The following is a 13,918-nucleotide window of genomic DNA, read 5'->3' as shown; positions in this document are numbered from 1 at the left end:
CCCGCAAAGACCGCGGGCCTACAAAGGCGGACGCTCCTGCCGCAGGGGCGACTATCGGCCTGGCGGCCGATGGCGCCGGGCGCGGGGTTGGGTTTTACCGAAGGTGGCTGACTTTGGGGGGAGTTGAGGTGCCGCGCGGGGCTGGGTTTGCGGAGGTGCGGGGCGCGGGGTTGGGTTTACCGAAGGTGGCTGACTTTGGGGGCGGGAGTTGCGGTGCTGCGCGGGGTTGGGTTTGTGGAGGTGCGGGGCGCGGGGTTGGGTTTTATTGAAGTTGGGCGACTTTGGGGGCGGGAGTTGCGGGGCCGCGCGGGGGTGGGGGGCTAGGTGAAGGTGACCACGATGTGGCCGGTGGGGTCGGCGGTGGGCAGGGCTTTCCAGGTGCCGTCGGTGGCGGTCCATTTCACGTCTCGGTAGGCCACGGTGGCGACGCGGTATTCCTGGGCGTGGGCGACGAGCCAGAACTCGATCCGGCGGTAGGTCTGCAGGTCGGCGCCGGCGGGTTTGGCGGAGACGCGCAAGGAGGGGACACCGGCGGCGTTTCCGGGACCCAGCGCGAAAGACGCCGCGCTGCCCAGGTCGGCTCTGAGGTCGCGGCGGAGGTCCTCGCCGAGCGCGGAGGTGGAGTGGGAGTTGCGGGTGAGGCAGGTGACCGCGCCGGCGGTCTGCCCGGAGTACGCGGTGGCGAGCGTGGTGGCTTCGGGTTCCCAGCCGGCGTAAGCGCTGCCGTCGGCGGAGCGCTGGACCGCCTGGGCGGCCTGCGCGACCGGCTTGCTCTGCCAGTTGTCGACGGTTTCCAGCCGCCGGTAGAACGCGTTCGCCGCGTACCGCGGATCGGCGAGCTGCGCGGGCGTGCCCCAGCCCTGCGACGGCCGTTGCTGGAACAGGCCCACCGAGTCACGGTCGCCGCCGGGAGTGTTCTCCAGCTTGGACTCCTGCAGTGCGGTGGCCAGCGCGACCGTGACCCCGCGTACGCCGTCGCCGCGCAGGAACCCGATCGCGGCGATCGTGGACGAGTGCTGGCCCTGCTCCAGGGTCAGTTCGGCGGTGTCCGACCCGATCTTGATGTTGCATTCCTCGGGTTTGAGGGGGGCCGGCAGCGCCGGGATCGCGACCTGCCCGCCGCGGACCACGGCGGCGATCACCAGCGCGATCACCACCAAGACCGCCACGCAGGCGGTGACGACCCCGGCAATCAGCAGGCGGCGCACGGATCTCCTTTGATCTGGCGGTACAGGAGCGGTTCGGCCCCGAGCGTACGTGTCAGCCTAAGGCGTCCGACTCAGCCATCTGAGGTCGCGTCATAAGCCTTCTGGCGTACCGCGATGCATGCTCGGCGGCCATCTGACTGACATGCGCCGACAGGTCCGTGCCTGTTTGACTAACAAACGTACTAGTAGGTACAGTAGCGACGTGGAAATAGAGAGAAACAGCCCAACAATTGACGGCCCAAGCGAGTGGTTCACCGGCGTCGTACGGATGACGCCCATCGCCGCGCCGGATCCGCTCTCGCTGCTGCGCATTTTTGACGTACGGTTCGACGCCGGCGCGCGTACCGCGTGGCACAAGCATCCTCACGGGCAGATTCTCTACGTCACGGACGGGTTCGGGAGAGTGGGCCGCAGGGGTGGCCCGGTCGAGGAGATCCGTCCCGGCGACACGGTTCGGATCGCGCCCGACGAGTGGCACTGGCACGGCGCCGGCCCTCAGTCGTCTATGCGGCACCTGGCTGTTCAGGAGGCTGCGGCGGACGGCAGTACGGCCGAGTTCGACACACACGTCACGGAAAGTGGGTACGAGGGATGATCCGGACCACTGTGCTTGAGGCCCAGTTGGACCCGGCGAAGCGCACCGCGAGTGTCGAGATTCGCCGGATCCAGATGCCGTCGGACTGCGTGGCGGGGGAGCACATACACAACTGCCCGGTGGTGGGCAGCATTGTCGAAGGCTCGGTGACTTTTCAGGTCAAGGGTGAGCCGGAGGTCGTGCTGCGGCCAGGTGACGTGTTCTTTGAGCCCGAAGGTGTGTCCATCAGCCGGTTTGACGCGGGAAGCGACGGGGCCACGTTCCTCGGATATTTCCTTCTCGGTATCGGGGAGAAGCCCGAGCTGAGTTACCTTGACTGAGCTGGGTTAGGTCGTCTGGTTGCAATAGCCGTCGCATTGGTACTGGTAGGCAAATCCGCAGCCCTGGAAGCATGTGCATTTGATGTCTTTGCAGTGAGCGCAGTCCAGTAGGCGGCAGTAGCGGGCGGGATGCGTACACCAGTCGTCCTCGACGCTGCATTCGCACAGGGTGTCGCATTCGGGCGGCTCGGCGACGTTTTCGGTGCCAGGTAGCTGGACGGCGGATTGTTGGCCGCCGGTGCCGGGCCGAGCGGTCGACGCGCCTGGCCCGAGCGAGGCGAAAATGGCGAACGCGAGACGGTCACCGAACAGAGATCTCGCCGAGCCTTCCAGGCTTTTCAGCTTCTGCAGGACCTCCGGCCGGGACATCGCGTCGTCTTCGAAGATCGAAGCGTCGGTGAAGGTGGCCAGAGCCTGGTCGAGAAGAGCCTTCTGAGCCACCGAAAGTTCGGTGTGGTGGGCCGTACGGTAGCGGGTCAGCTGTTCGGTCCACAGACCCGCGCGGTCCGCCGCGCCGAGCGCGCGGTAGATGGCTTTGCGATAGATCTGTGAATGGGCAACGATCTCGTCGTAGGTCCGAGGCAGATCTCCGGCATTGGTGGCCACCCACCTGCTCGCCTCACCGAACGAAACACGCTGGGCGAACGCGGGCGTACGACCGAGCAGGATGACCGTGGACGCGATGCCGATTCCCGCCCCGAGGCGAAGAAGACTGCCGCGGCTCAATGCCGGCCCGGCGGCCGTATGCTGACACGGCGCGGCGCCATTCTGTTTTAGCTGGCCGAGTGCGCTCAGTACGCGAACGGTCGAACGTGGACCGAGCCGGCGGGCCAGCGGTGCGCTCATCCGCGCGCCAGTCCACGCGCGTACTTTCTGGCCGACACTGATCAGCGTTGGTGCCCAGGCAGCGTCGGCGCCGAACACGGCCTTCCGCCATTCCACCACGTCGGTTCGGCCCAGTGGCAACACTTCCAGACGTCCGCCACAGGCCGCTTCGACCGTTTGGGAAATCTCCCGACATGTCCCGCAGGAAGCATCAAAAGCAAGGATCCAGCGGTTCTCGGCCGTGTTCATGGCATCTCCTTGGGATTGATGGCAAAAGGCTAGACAGGCGCTGGATGCGTGTCCAGTTACCTTTGTCAGCAATGCCAAGGATGAACCTGGCCACTACCGGAATTCCACGAAGACTCTCGCCGAGCCGTTAGCCGCCGAGTTCTGGTTCTGCGCGGGGCGAGGTTCGCCGGGCCGAATGCGCCAGCACCCGCGCCGTCCCGCTGTTCGGGCCCACCTCCGCGAGCCCGGCCGACAACCGCAGCGTGATCATCGAGTTCCTCGTCGACGACGTGGACGTTGTGTACGAGAACCTGACCGGCTTCGTCGAGGACTTCGTCAACGAACCCACCACCATGCCCTGGGGCAACCGCGCTCTGCTGTTCCGCGACCCCGACGGCAACCTCGTCAACTTCTTCACTCCGGTCACCCCAGCCGCCATCGAGAAATTCCACCGGCCTCGCGGTGTCCCAGTGAAGGCCAAGATCCGTGCCTCAGCCGATGGCCGTACGTACGGCGGCGCGTAAGGCAGGGAGTTTCGCGTAGAGTTTGTCGCCGGGACACAGGGTGTTGTAGTAGTCCCGGTGTCCTTTGATCTCCGCTGGCGAGATCCCGTACTGCGCGCAGATGTAGGCACACATTTTGACCAGCGCGTTCCATTGTGCCGTGGGCGGTTCCACGGTCATGTACGTGCCTTCGTTCTCGATCCCGATGGCGTTGTCGTTCTGTCCCGGGCAGTGCGCGCCGCGAATCATCGTGCTGCCGCCCCGTAAAGCGGTCAGGCTGCCGTGCCTGCCTTCCATGTCATAGCCGCCACGGCTGATGGTGAAATGCTGGCCGGTGTCGGACCAGCCGTTGGTGTCGATGTGGTCGTTCTGAATACCGCGGGCCAACTGGAAGGCGTGTGCTTGCGAATAGTCCGTGCTGTTCGCGCTCGCGGTGTGATGGACCAGAATCCGGTTCGCCGGATGGTTGAGTGTCACCAGCGGATCGGCCGGCGGCCGCGCGCTCCACTCGGCGCAGCTGTAAATACGCGGGGCGGTGGCGGCTTGCGCGCCGGACGGCAATGCCAGGCCGGCGAAGCCGGCTCCTACGACAGCACCGGCGCCGAGCAGGAAAACACGGCGGTTGAGTGATCCGGAATCAGCATCCATGGGGCGAAGTATGGGGGTGGAACATACAACCGACGTACATCGCCGCGAACTCGCCGTTCCCGACAGGTTCGGGAAGGAGCCGGCGTCGCTCGATGCAGCTCAGCTCGCCATCACGACGACTCCGAGCTGGTGGCCGGGGACCAGTCGATCTCGATGGGGTCGAGCTTGTCGAAGTCGGTGGTCGAGAGCCGCCGCGCCAAGGAGAACACCTTCTGGGTTCTTTCCTTGACCCGCCCGTCCACCACCGAGCTGAGTTCGAAGGCGAGTCGGCCGGTCTGGCGCACCGTGGCCTCGTCGACCCGGGGACGGCTGATCGAGGTGACCACGATGCCCGCCGGTGCACCCGTGGAAGTCCGCGAGGCGCCAACGAAGAACTCCTCGCGGGTGTTGGCCACGCCGTCGACGGCGAAGTCGCGCAGTTTGCCGAGCAGCTCGTGCCATTTCGCGACCTCACCTTTGAGGGCGGTTGCCGACAGATCGGTCGGGGACAGCGCGGCGCCGCTTTCCCGGGATCGAAAGCACCGGGCGTACGTCGACAGTGCTGCGATCCACAGCGCCTCGACCACGACGGTGTCCTGCTGTTCACCCCGCGCCAGCTCACCGAGCAGTCGTTCACAGCAGCCGAGCACGAACTGCAGGTCGTCGAAGATCGCCGCGAGATCGGCGAGCGCGAGCGCATCCTTGCCGCCCAGTTGGCGCGCGGTCAGCGTCTCTTCTCCGGCACCGGCGACCTCGCCGGGCTGGTCGGCCACATGCTGGTGACTCGACTCCGCTCCATGGGGCTGCTGCGACATCGGCACTCCTTCCGAGACTCCCGTGCTGAGTACTCAGCTGACCGCATGACGGGACACTCCGGTGTCCTAATTTGAGACACCTCCGCATCATCGGTTCCACCGCGGTCGCCTCCTAGGCTGGGTGGGTGCTGACCTCGTCTTACAAAGGCCTGTGTCGGCGGTCACCCGCGGACGGAAAACAACTCGAAACAGTACGCGCGTACTGTTAAGATGTGGCGGTGACAGCGACCCCCGCTCCCGCGCCCCCGCAGTCCCGTACCGGCCGAGTTCTGGCCGCCGCCACCTTGATCAACACGTTCGGCAACGGCCTCTTCATGACCGTCAGCGCCATCTACTTCACCCGCTCGGTGGGGTTGCCGGCCGGCCAGTTGGCCGCCGCGCTGGCGGTGGCGGCCGCCGCCAGGCTGATCGCGAGCGTGCCGATGGGCCATCTGGCCGACCGGGTCGGCCCGCGCGAGGTGCTGGTCGTGTGTGCGTGTCTGAATGGCCTGGTCACCGCGTCCGTGGTGCTGGTGGACGGGGTGGTCGGGCTGGCTCTGGTGCTCGCGGTGCAGGGCGTTCTCGACGCCGGCTCGAACGGTGCCCGCGGCGCGCTGATCGCCGGCGCGCTGCCGACCGATCAGCGGGTTCGTACGCAGGCATTCCTGCGCTCGATGACGAACCTGGGCATCACCGGTGGCGCGGCGGCCGCGGCACTGACCCTGCACCTGGACACGGCGGTCGCGTACAAGACGACGATCCTGGCGGACGCGACGACCTTCGTGATCGCCGGCGTGATGGTGCTGGGCGTCACCCGGCTGGCTCCGGTGCCGGCGCCGGCCGGCGGTCGCCGGCTGGTCGCGCTGGCCGACCGGCCGTTCCTGCTGGTGATGCTCCTGGTGGGAGTGCTGACGATGCAGTACGGGCTGCTGGAGGTGGCCATTCCACTGTGGACGGTGCAGCGTACGCACGCGCCGGCCTGGCTGGTTTCGGTGCTGCTGATCGTAAACACCATTGGCATCGTGCTCTTCCAGGTGCGTGCCAGCCGCGACGTGACCACGGCGACGGCCGCGGCGAAGGCGTTGCGGTTGTCGTCGGTGATCATCGCGGTCGCCTGTGCGATCTACGCCTTCGCGGCGGGGCAGGGCATCTGGGTGGCGGTGGCGATCATGGTGGCCGGCTCGGTCGTGCACGTGGTCAGCGAGCTGGTGCTGTCCGCTGGCACCTGGGGAGTCGCGTACGGGCTGGCGCCGCCGCACGCCCAGGGCCAGTATCAGGGCGTTTTCGGGATGAGCATGTCGTTGGGCAACCTGGTCGGCCCGGCGCTGACCACCGTGTTGGTGCTCGGTACCGGCGGCCCGCACGGCTTCGGCGGCGGACTGCCCGGCTGGCTCGCGCTCGGCGCGCTGTTCGTGGTGGCCGGGGCGGCGGCTCCGCCGGTCGTCAGCTGGGCGCTGAGGACCCGCGCGACGGCGGAGCCGGTGGCGGCCGGGGCACAATAGACAGCTGTGCCCTCCACCTTGCCCGAAGGCGAGCCGGTGCCGGCCGACGGTTCGCTGCCGCCGGCGGCCCTGGACGAGCTGACCTCACGCGCCTTCGGGGCGTACGTCCACGTGCCGTATTGCACCACCAGGTGCGGCTACTGCGACTTCAACACGTACACGGCGTCCGAGCTGGACGGTGACCAGGGCGAGCACTACCTCGACTCGGTACGGGCCGAGATCGAGCTCGCCGCGGCCGCGCTGGGTGGCCGGACGCCGGCGATCGACACGGTGTTCGTCGGCGGCGGCACCCCGACGTTGCTGCCGCCGGCCGAGCTGGGCCGTACGCTCGCCGACCTGCGGGCCGCGTTCGGGTTCGCGGCCGGCGTCGAGGTGACCACCGAGTGCAACCCGGAGACGGTCGACGAGCGGTCGCTGGCGGCCCTGGTGGAGGCCGGCTTCACCCGGCTGTCGCTCGGCATGCAGTCCGCGCGGGAGCACGTCCTCGCGGTCCTGGACCGGCACCACACGCCCGGCCGCGCCGAGGCGGTCGCCCGATGGGCCCGGCGGACCGGCTTCGAGCACGTCAGCCTGGACCTGATCTACGGCGCGCCGGGGGAGACCGCGGACGACTGGCAGGCGTCGCTGGACGCGGTGTTGGCGACCGGCGTCGACCACGTGTCCGCGTACTCGCTGATCGTCGAGCCGGGCACTCGGCTGCACCGCCGGGTCAGCCGCGGCGAGGTCGCGGTCGCCGACGACGACACGCTCGCCGAGCGGTACGAGCAGGCCGAGCGGACCCTGACGGCCGCGGGCCTGGGCTGGTACGAGGTGAGCAACTGGTCACTGACCAGCGCGGATCGCTGCCGGCACAACGAGGGCTACTGGCGTAGCGCGAACTGGTGGGGTTTTGGCCCCGGCGCCCACAGCCACGTTGGCGGCACCCGCTGGTGGAACGTCAAGCACCCCGCCGCCTACGGCTCCCGCCTCGCCGAGAAGAACTCGCCCGCGTACGCGCGTGAGCTGCTGTCGGCGCAGGACCGCCGGGTCGAGGACATCATGCTGCGGGTACGCACGACTGACGGCCTGCCGCTGGGCGTGCTGACCGACCGTGGCCGGGATGCCGCCGCCGACGCGCTCGGCAGAGGCCTGCTCGAGCCCGGCCCGTACGCGACCGGCACCGCCGTCCTCACCCTGCCAGGCCGCCTGCTGGCCGACGCCGTGGTCCGCGACCTCGTCGACTAGGCAGTGTCTGGTTATTCCGGGGGGATGAGAGTCGAGATCCAGAAGTTGGCTGCTGGTGCCGTGGGGAAGCCTTCATAGCAGCGCTATGGGGGCTTTCCCACGGTGCCTGCAGCCGGCTTCTGGGCTCGGCTATCGCCCGGCGGAATAACCAGACACTGCCAAGCCAGCGCGATTTGTTAACCCGCGTCCCCGAGAAACGTGACCGTATCCTCCAACGGCGCTCGAGGGTAGCGAGCTTCCTGAACGGTCACGTCCTCGTACCCGATCGACATCCCGCAGAAGAGCATGAGCTCGTCCGGGGGTGACACGATTTCCGCGACGGTCTTGCGATAGTTGGCCCACGCCATCTGCGGGCAGCTGTGCAGTCCTTCGGCCCGGAGCAGCAGCATGACGTTCTGCAGAAACATGCCGAGGTCCGACCACTGGGGAGAGCCCAGGTCACGGTCGATGTAGCAGAACAGAGCAGCGGGCGCGCCGAAGCATGCCCAGTTCGCCGACGCGGCCCGTCGGGCGGCTTCCCAGTTGTCGCGCGCGATGCCAAGCCCGCCGTAGCGCTGTGCGCCGAAGGCCTGTCTCCGTTGCAGGTACAGGGACTTCAGCTCGGGCGGGTACTGCTGGTATTGCGGGTCGTCCCAGGGGTCGTTCGCGGCGGTCCGCTCGCTGGCGAGCTTCTTGAGCTCGGCCAGCGGTTGCCCGGTCAGCACGTACGCACGCCACGGCTGCAGGTTCGAACCGGACGGCGCCCAGACCGCGGCGGCCAGCACCCGCCTGAGTGTCTCGGCCGGGACCGGCTGATCAGTGAACGCGCGTACCGCTCGCCGGCTCGTCACTGCCTCGTAAACGTTCACGACAGGTATCTCCTCGCTCGTTGTCGCAGCCTCGATCACGAGAAGATAGTATCATTCACGACTATCGCGAATGATACTGATTGAGGGTATGCGTCGTCACATCCGAAGGAGGTGACGGTCAGGCTTCGGGGTAGACGAACCTGGTCAGCAGGTCCGTCAGCCGCTGGGCATCGTCCTGGCCGAGGTCGCCCACCAGGCGCTCGGCCAGTGGCACCGCGGCGCGATGGGCGGCCTGGAAAAGCTCCAGCCCGGTGGGCGTGATCTCGACCGACCTGGCGCGCCGGTCCCCGGGAATGAGCTTGCGTACGGCCAGCCGCCGGTGCTCCAGGTCGTCCACCACCCGCATGATCCCGGCCTTGTCCGACCCGGTCGCCGCCACCAGATCCTTCTGCATCGTGGGCCCCTGGTCGACCAGCACGTTGAGTACGGCGAAATGCCGCAACTCGATGCCCAGCGGACGCAGCGCCTCGAACATCACCTCGGCCGCATGCCAGTGCGCCCGGCGGAGCAACAACCCCAGGGCGAACGGCGAGGTCGTCTCCCAGCGACCAGTCGCACGCGGGGGGAGAGGATCGACAGCCACGAGGTGATCGTACGCCGATCCGCTCACTCGAAACCGTGTCATGTGAAACCAACTCGGCGTTGGCGACCTGTTAACTGGAAGGCCAAGACCCCGTCACCGATTGGGCGGTGGCGGGGTCTTGGGCAGTGAAACCCGGTCTGTCAGCTACTACTTGACGAGCTTGATGAAGGTCAGCGGATACGTCCACGGCTCGCCGTTGTTGGCCTTGATGCCGCCGATGATGCCGCAGACGATCGGGATGCCGGCGGTGGCGAAGACCAGGAAGATCAGCAGGCCACCGAGGCCGAAGGTGAAGGCGCCGATGCAGCTGGCCAGGATGTACACGACCAGGGTGGCCGCGGCCCACTGGATGAAGTGGTTGAGCGCGTCCACCGCCTGGACCCGCACCTGCGGGCTCTTCGGGCCCTGCACGAGCATCGCGACCAGCGGAGCCACCCAGCCCAGGAATCCGCCGGAGATGAGGTTGGCGCCGGCGCCACCGAAGTGGGTGACCATCAGCCAGGTCTTGTCGTCGCCGCTGCCACCGGCCGGCGGCGGGTAACCGCCGGGCTGGCCGTAGCCACCGGCGGGCGGCTGTCCATAGCCGCCGGCGGGGGGCTGCTGTCCGTAGCCACCGGCGTTGGGGTCGTTGGGCTTGTTGAAGTCAGGCTGCTGAGAACCACCCGGGTCAGTCATGCGGCCAAGATAGAGACTTTGTGGTCGGCGCGCGACCTACGCCACGCCGGAAGTCGCGCCCAACTGCCCTACTGGCCCTGCCAGGGCCACCGAAAAAGTGGCCGGATGCGGTAAAACCGGTGGTCAGGCTCGGCCGTTCGGTCGCCCAAATCTGACTGTGAGGTGGCTCGCGGGCTGGGCCGATGGTGCAACTGCCATGCCCGACTGTGCAGCCGGGCGGGAAGCCGGCCGGTCCCACCCTGACTCGCTGTCCGCGCGAGCCGACAGATGGTCGCACGGACACGTATGATTGGCACTCAGGATCGCGGAGTGCCAGGCGAGTGGCCTAGTGAGCGGAGGTGACGTCGGTGCCGTACGAAGACCGGAGGCTCGAAGTCCTCCGGGCCATCGTCGAGGACTACGTCAGCACCAACGAGCCAGTCGGCAGCAAGTCGCTCGCCGACCGCCACCAGCTCGGCGTTTCGCCGGCCACCATCCGCAACGACATGGCGGTGCTGGAGGAAGAGGGCTACATCGCCCAACCGCACACCAGCGCCGGCCGGATCCCGACCGACAAGGGTTACCGGTTGTTCGTGGACCGGCTGGCGACCATCAAGCCGATGTCCGCGGCCGAGCGGCGGGCCATCCAGACCTTCCTGGACGGCGCGCTCGACCTGGACGACGTGGTCGGGCGTACGGTCCGGCTGCTCGCCCAGCTGACCCGGCAGGTCGCGGTCGTGCAGTATCCGAGCCTGTCCCGCAGTGCGGTCCGGCACCTGGAGTTGGTGTCGCTGACCGCGAGCCGGCTGCTGGTGGTGCTGATCACCGACACCGGCCGGGTCGAGCAGCGCGCCGTCGAGTTTCCAGCCGCGCTGTCCATCGAGTCCGTCTCCTCGCTGCGCGAGGCGATCAACAGTGCCCTGGTCGGGCACTACCTGGTCGACGCGCCGGTGGAGATCGAGGGGCTGCTGGCCCGCGTCGACCCGCAGCTGCGACCGGCTCTGACGACGTTGTCGGCGGTGCTTCTGGAGACGCTGGTGGAGCGTCCGGAGGAGCGGCTGGCACTGGCCGGGACAGCCAACCTGACCCGCAGCACGATGGACTTCCCGGGCTCGATCCGGCCGGTGCTGGAGGCGCTGGAGGAGCACATGGTGTTGCTCAAGCTGATCGGCGAGGTCGAGTCGCCGAGCACGCTGCGGATCCGGATCGGGGACGAGAACCCGGTCGAGGACCTGCGGACCACGTCGGTGGTTAGTGTTGGATACGGCAGGGGCAGCACCGCGCTGGCCGGACTGGGTGTTCTTGGCCCGACCCGGATGGACTATCCGGGCACGATCGGGGCGGTGCGGGCCGTTGCCCGGTATGTCGGCGAGTATCTGGCCGGCGCTTAACAGGGTTTCCAGCCGTTCCGCGTGCTGGGTGGACGAGAACTAATGGGCTAGGACATAACTGTGAGAGGTTCAGTGGCGACCGATTATTACGCCGTGCTGGGCGTGCGGACGGACGCGACCAGTGAGGAAATCAAGCGCGCGTACCGAAAGCTCGCGAGGCAGCTGCATCCGGACGTCAACCCGGAGCCCGATGCCAAGGAGCGGTTCGCCGAGGTCAAGGCGGCGTACGAGGTGCTGTCCGACCCGGCCAAGCGGGAGATCGTCGATCTCGGCGGTGACCCACTGGCCCAGCCCGGCATGGGCGGCGCCGCCGGACAGCCGTTCACGATGGGGTTCGAGGACCTCTTCGGAGCGGTGTTCGGGCAGCGTACGGCCCGTGGCCCTCGACCGCGGATGCGGCCGGGTTCGGACGCGCTCATCCGGCTGGACCTGGGGATCGAGCAGACCGCGTTCGGGGTCGAGCAGGAGCTCACCATCGACACCGCGATCACTTGCACGACCTGCCGGGGCGCCGGCACCGCGGTCGGTACGCTGCCCAGCACCTGCGACATCTGCGCGGGTCGGGGCGAGGTGCAGACGGTCCAACGGTCGTTCCTCGGGCAGATGATGATGACCCGCCCGTGCGCGAACTGCCAGGGCTACGGCACCGTCATCCTGCATCCGTGTGGCGAGTGCGGCGGCGACGGCCGGGTGCGTACCCGCCGGTCGCTGACCGCGAAGGTGCCGGCCGGTGTCGGGGACGGGATGCGGATCCGGCTGTCCGGCGAGGGCGAGGTCGGCCCCGGTGGCGGACCGGCCGGCGATCTTTACATCGAGATCCATGAGCGCCAGCACGACATCTTCACCCGCGACGGCGACGACCTGCACTGCCGGGTCGCGGTGCCGATGACCGCGGCGGCGCTGGGCACCGACATGACCGTGCAGACGCTGGATGGCGAGGAGACCGTCGAGGTCAAGCCCGGCACCCAGTCCGGCACCGTGGTGCGGCTGCGCGCCCGTGGGGTGCCGCATCTGCGCAGCGCCGGACGTGGTGATCTGCACATCCACCTGGAGGTGCGGACGCCGGTCCGGTTGGACGCCGAGCAGGAGCGGTTGATGCGGGAGCTGGCGAAACTGCGGGACGAGGAGCATCCGGAGCCGATCCGGCCGAGCAGCAGCGGCGGGTTCTTTTCCAAGCTCTTCAACGGGCGCTGAGTGTCGCTTCCCGTCTTCCTGCTGGACCCCGTGCCGGAGACCGCGGTGTTCGCGCTCGACGGCCCGGAGGGCCGGCACGCGGCCACCGTACGGCGCATCCGTACGAGCGAGCGGGTGGTCGTCACGGACGGCGCCGGCGCGTGGGTGACCTGCGAGGTCTGCGCGGTCGAGCGGGACGCGCTGGAGCTGACCGTGCTTGCGCGGGCGTACGAGCCGGCGCCCGCACCGCGGACCGTGGTCGTGCAGGCACTCGCAAAAGGCGATCGCGGCGAGCTGGCGGTGGCCGTGCTGACCGAGGCCGGGGTGGACGAGATCGTGCCGTGGTCGGCGTCCCGCAGCGTCACCGTGTGGCGCGCCGAGCGGGGCGAGAAGGCGCTGCTCAAGTGGCGTTCCACCGCCCGCGAGTCGGCCAAGCAGTCGCGCCGCTGCTGGCTGCCGGTGGTCTCGGCGCTGGCCACTACCGCGGCCGTTTGTGCGCGAATCTCAGCCGCGTCCGCCGCGTACGTCCTGCATGAGGACGCCACCGAGCCGCTGGCCCTGGCCCAGCCGCCATCGGACGGCACGGTCATGCTCATCGTCGGCCCCGAAGGCGGCATCTCGCCCGATGAACTGGCCGCCTTCACCGCCGCCGGCGCGCTGCCCGTACGCCTGGGCCCCACTGTCTTTCGCACCTCCACGGCCGGCGTCGCCGCCCTTTCCGTCCTCAACGCCGCTACCTCCCGCTGGTCCTGACCCTCGGCGGCGGAGCCACGGACAGCGACACCTCGGCAGTCACACAAGCCCCACCGACGACAGGTCTGACGCCGAGTGCGGGACAAAATCCCACACTCGACGAAAATCCAGCCCTCGTCAGGCTGCGGAGGGGGTGTAGACGAGGTGCTGGACGCCGTTGCTGAAGGTGGTCGCTTCCTTCAGGGTGACGGCGTACGAGTCGTCGGCGAACAGACGCTGACCGTGGCCGACCACCACCGGGTAGTGCAGCAGGTGCAGCTCGTCGACCAGGCCGAGCGCGAGCAGCGAGCGGACCAGGGTCGGGCTGCCAACGGTGGCGATGTCGCCGCCGTCCTGCGCCTTGATCTTGGCGATGCTGTCGGCGAGATCGCCTTCCAGCAGCACCGAGTTGTTCCAGTCCGCCGCCTTCAGGGTGGTCGACGCGACGTACTTGCGGGTGTTGTTCATGTGGTCCGCGGCCGGGTCCTGCTCGGCGGTCACGTTCGGCCAGTGGGCCGCGAAGCCGTCGTACGTGACCCGGCCGACCAGCATCGCGTCGGAGTTGGCCATGCCGCCGACGACGACGGCCTCCAGGTCGTCGCTCCAGTACGACATCGACCACTTCTCCGGCGACTCGACCACACCGTCGAGCGAAATGAACAGGTTGGCGACGATCTTGCGCATCGAATTCTCCTTGGGGTGAGCGCCTGC

15 protein-coding genes and 1 pseudogene are annotated in these 13,918 nt (G+C 68.2%); 8 read left to right on the top strand and 8 right to left on the bottom strand.

The features are described 5' to 3' along the window. Positions 1-320: 320 nt before the first annotated feature. The gene (locus tag ABD301_RS39070; RefSeq protein ID WP_344315084.1) at positions 321-1,208 is read right to left on the bottom strand and encodes a hypothetical protein; all 888 of its coding nucleotides are present in this window, start codon (positions 1,206-1,208) and stop codon (positions 321-323) included. A 202-nt stretch (positions 1,209-1,410) separates the two neighbouring features. Here ABD301_RS39070 and ABD301_RS39065 point away from each other — a divergent pair, with 202 nt between their 5' ends. Together ABD301_RS39065 and ABD301_RS39060 are read left to right on the top strand one after the other, a co-directional pair. Further along, positions 1,411-1,803: a (R)-mandelonitrile lyase gene (locus tag ABD301_RS39065; protein ID WP_344315082.1), complete on the top strand. Its 393-nt coding sequence runs from the start codon at positions 1,411-1,413 to the stop codon at positions 1,801-1,803. Continuing rightward, the gene (locus ABD301_RS39060; protein ID WP_344315081.1) at positions 1,800-2,123 is read left to right on the top strand and encodes a cupin domain-containing protein; all 324 of its coding nucleotides are present in this window, start codon (positions 1,800-1,802) and stop codon (positions 2,121-2,123) included. Before ABD301_RS39065 ends, ABD301_RS39060 begins: the two co-directional genes overlap by 4 nt. Positions 2,124-2,129: 6 nt before the next feature. Here ABD301_RS39060 and ABD301_RS39055 read toward each other — a convergent pair whose 3' ends face one another. Further along, positions 2,130-3,197, bottom strand: coding sequence for a bacteriocin fulvocin C-related protein (locus tag ABD301_RS39055; protein ID WP_163568311.1), 1,068 nt, complete (start codon positions 3,195-3,197; stop codon positions 2,130-2,132). 182 nt (positions 3,198-3,379) lie between these two features. Here ABD301_RS39055 and ABD301_RS39050 point away from each other — a divergent pair. After that, positions 3,380-3,625 (top strand): annotated as a pseudogene (locus tag ABD301_RS39050) (VOC family protein); the annotation flags it as partial. Between the two features lie 42 nt (positions 3,626-3,667). Here the strand turns inward: ABD301_RS39050 and ABD301_RS39045 are convergent. Both ABD301_RS39045 and ABD301_RS39040 read right to left on the bottom strand, forming a co-directional pair. Next, complete coding sequence (locus ABD301_RS39045; protein WP_344315080.1) at positions 3,668-4,327, bottom strand: peptidoglycan recognition protein family protein; 660 nt, start codon at positions 4,325-4,327, stop codon at positions 3,668-3,670. A 110-nt stretch (positions 4,328-4,437) separates the two neighbouring features. Further along, a complete protein-coding gene (locus tag ABD301_RS39040; protein ID WP_344315079.1) occupies positions 4,438-5,121 on the bottom strand; it encodes a hypothetical protein in 684 nt (227 codons plus the stop codon). Positions 5,122-5,339: 218 nt separating this feature from the next. On the opposite strand from ABD301_RS39040, the gene ABD301_RS39035 reads away from it, so the two are divergent. After that, positions 5,340-6,602, top strand: a complete 1,263-nt coding sequence (locus tag ABD301_RS39035; RefSeq protein WP_344315078.1) for an MFS transporter — start codon at positions 5,340-5,342, stop codon at positions 6,600-6,602. A gap of 6 nt (positions 6,603-6,608) precedes the next feature. Further along, entirely contained in the window at positions 6,609-7,826 is a 1,218-nt protein-coding gene (hemW, locus tag ABD301_RS39030; RefSeq protein WP_163568313.1) for a radical SAM family heme chaperone HemW, read from the top strand. Between the two features lie 176 nt (positions 7,827-8,002). On the opposite strand, the gene ABD301_RS39025 is transcribed toward hemW, so the two are convergent. The 3 genes from ABD301_RS39025 to ABD301_RS39015 form a co-directional block, all read right to left on the bottom strand. Next, positions 8,003-8,674 (bottom strand): nitroreductase, encoded by a 672-nt coding sequence (locus ABD301_RS39025; protein ID WP_344315077.1) that lies wholly within the window; start codon positions 8,672-8,674, stop codon positions 8,003-8,005. Between the two features lie 118 nt (positions 8,675-8,792). After that, a complete protein-coding gene (locus tag ABD301_RS39020; RefSeq protein WP_344315076.1) occupies positions 8,793-9,257 on the bottom strand; it encodes a MarR family winged helix-turn-helix transcriptional regulator in 465 nt (154 codons plus the stop codon). Between the two features lie 147 nt (positions 9,258-9,404). Beyond that, on the bottom strand, positions 9,405-9,932 hold the full coding sequence (locus ABD301_RS39015; protein ID WP_163568314.1) for a DUF4870 domain-containing protein: 528 nt from the start codon (positions 9,930-9,932) through the stop codon (positions 9,405-9,407). Positions 9,933-10,279: 347 nt separating this feature from the next. Between ABD301_RS39015 and hrcA the strand changes: the two genes are divergently transcribed. From hrcA to ABD301_RS39000, 3 genes are all read left to right on the top strand, one after another. Next, positions 10,280-11,302, top strand: a complete 1,023-nt coding sequence (hrcA, locus tag ABD301_RS39010) for a heat-inducible transcriptional repressor HrcA (protein WP_344315075.1) — start codon at positions 10,280-10,282, stop codon at positions 11,300-11,302. Between the two features lie 72 nt (positions 11,303-11,374). Next, positions 11,375-12,496: a molecular chaperone DnaJ gene (dnaJ, locus tag ABD301_RS39005; RefSeq protein WP_344315109.1), complete on the top strand. Its 1,122-nt coding sequence runs from the start codon at positions 11,375-11,377 to the stop codon at positions 12,494-12,496. Beyond that, the gene (locus ABD301_RS39000) at positions 12,497-13,228 is read left to right on the top strand and encodes a 16S rRNA (uracil(1498)-N(3))-methyltransferase (protein WP_344315074.1); all 732 of its coding nucleotides are present in this window, start codon (positions 12,497-12,499) and stop codon (positions 13,226-13,228) included. It begins immediately after the preceding gene. A gap of 117 nt (positions 13,229-13,345) precedes the next feature. On the opposite strand, the gene ABD301_RS38995 is transcribed toward ABD301_RS39000, so the two are convergent. Further along, on the bottom strand, positions 13,346-13,891 hold the full coding sequence (locus ABD301_RS38995) for a dihydrofolate reductase family protein (RefSeq protein WP_344315073.1): 546 nt from the start codon (positions 13,889-13,891) through the stop codon (positions 13,346-13,348). Between the last annotated feature and the right edge of the window lie 27 nt (positions 13,892-13,918).

Origin of the sequence: Fodinicola feengrottensis, assembly GCF_039530045.1 — a bacterium.
GTDB lineage: Bacteria > Actinomycetota > Actinomycetes > Mycobacteriales > HKI-0501 > Fodinicola > Fodinicola feengrottensis.
This window is presented reverse-complemented; position numbering and strand designations above follow the sequence as displayed.

Coding starts and splice junctions, on each gene's coding strand:
- ABD301_RS39060 (WP_344315081.1), top strand. CDS start 1,800: ATGATCCGGACCACTGTGCTTGAGGCCCAGTTGGACCCGGCGAAGCGC.
- ABD301_RS39055 (WP_163568311.1), bottom strand. CDS start 3,197: ATGAACACGGCCGAGAACCGCTGGATCCTTGCTTTTGATGCTTCCTGC.
- ABD301_RS39045 (WP_344315080.1), bottom strand. CDS start 4,327: ATGGATGCTGATTCCGGATCACTCAACCGCCGTGTTTTCCTGCTCGGC.
- ABD301_RS39040 (WP_344315079.1), bottom strand. CDS start 5,121: ATGTCGCAGCAGCCCCATGGAGCGGAGTCGAGTCACCAGCATGTGGCC.
- ABD301_RS39015 (WP_163568314.1), bottom strand. CDS start 9,932: ATGACTGACCCGGGTGGTTCTCAGCAGCCTGACTTCAACAAGCCCAAC.
- ABD301_RS38995 (WP_344315073.1), bottom strand. CDS start 13,891: ATGCGCAAGATCGTCGCCAACCTGTTCATTTCGCTCGACGGTGTGGTC.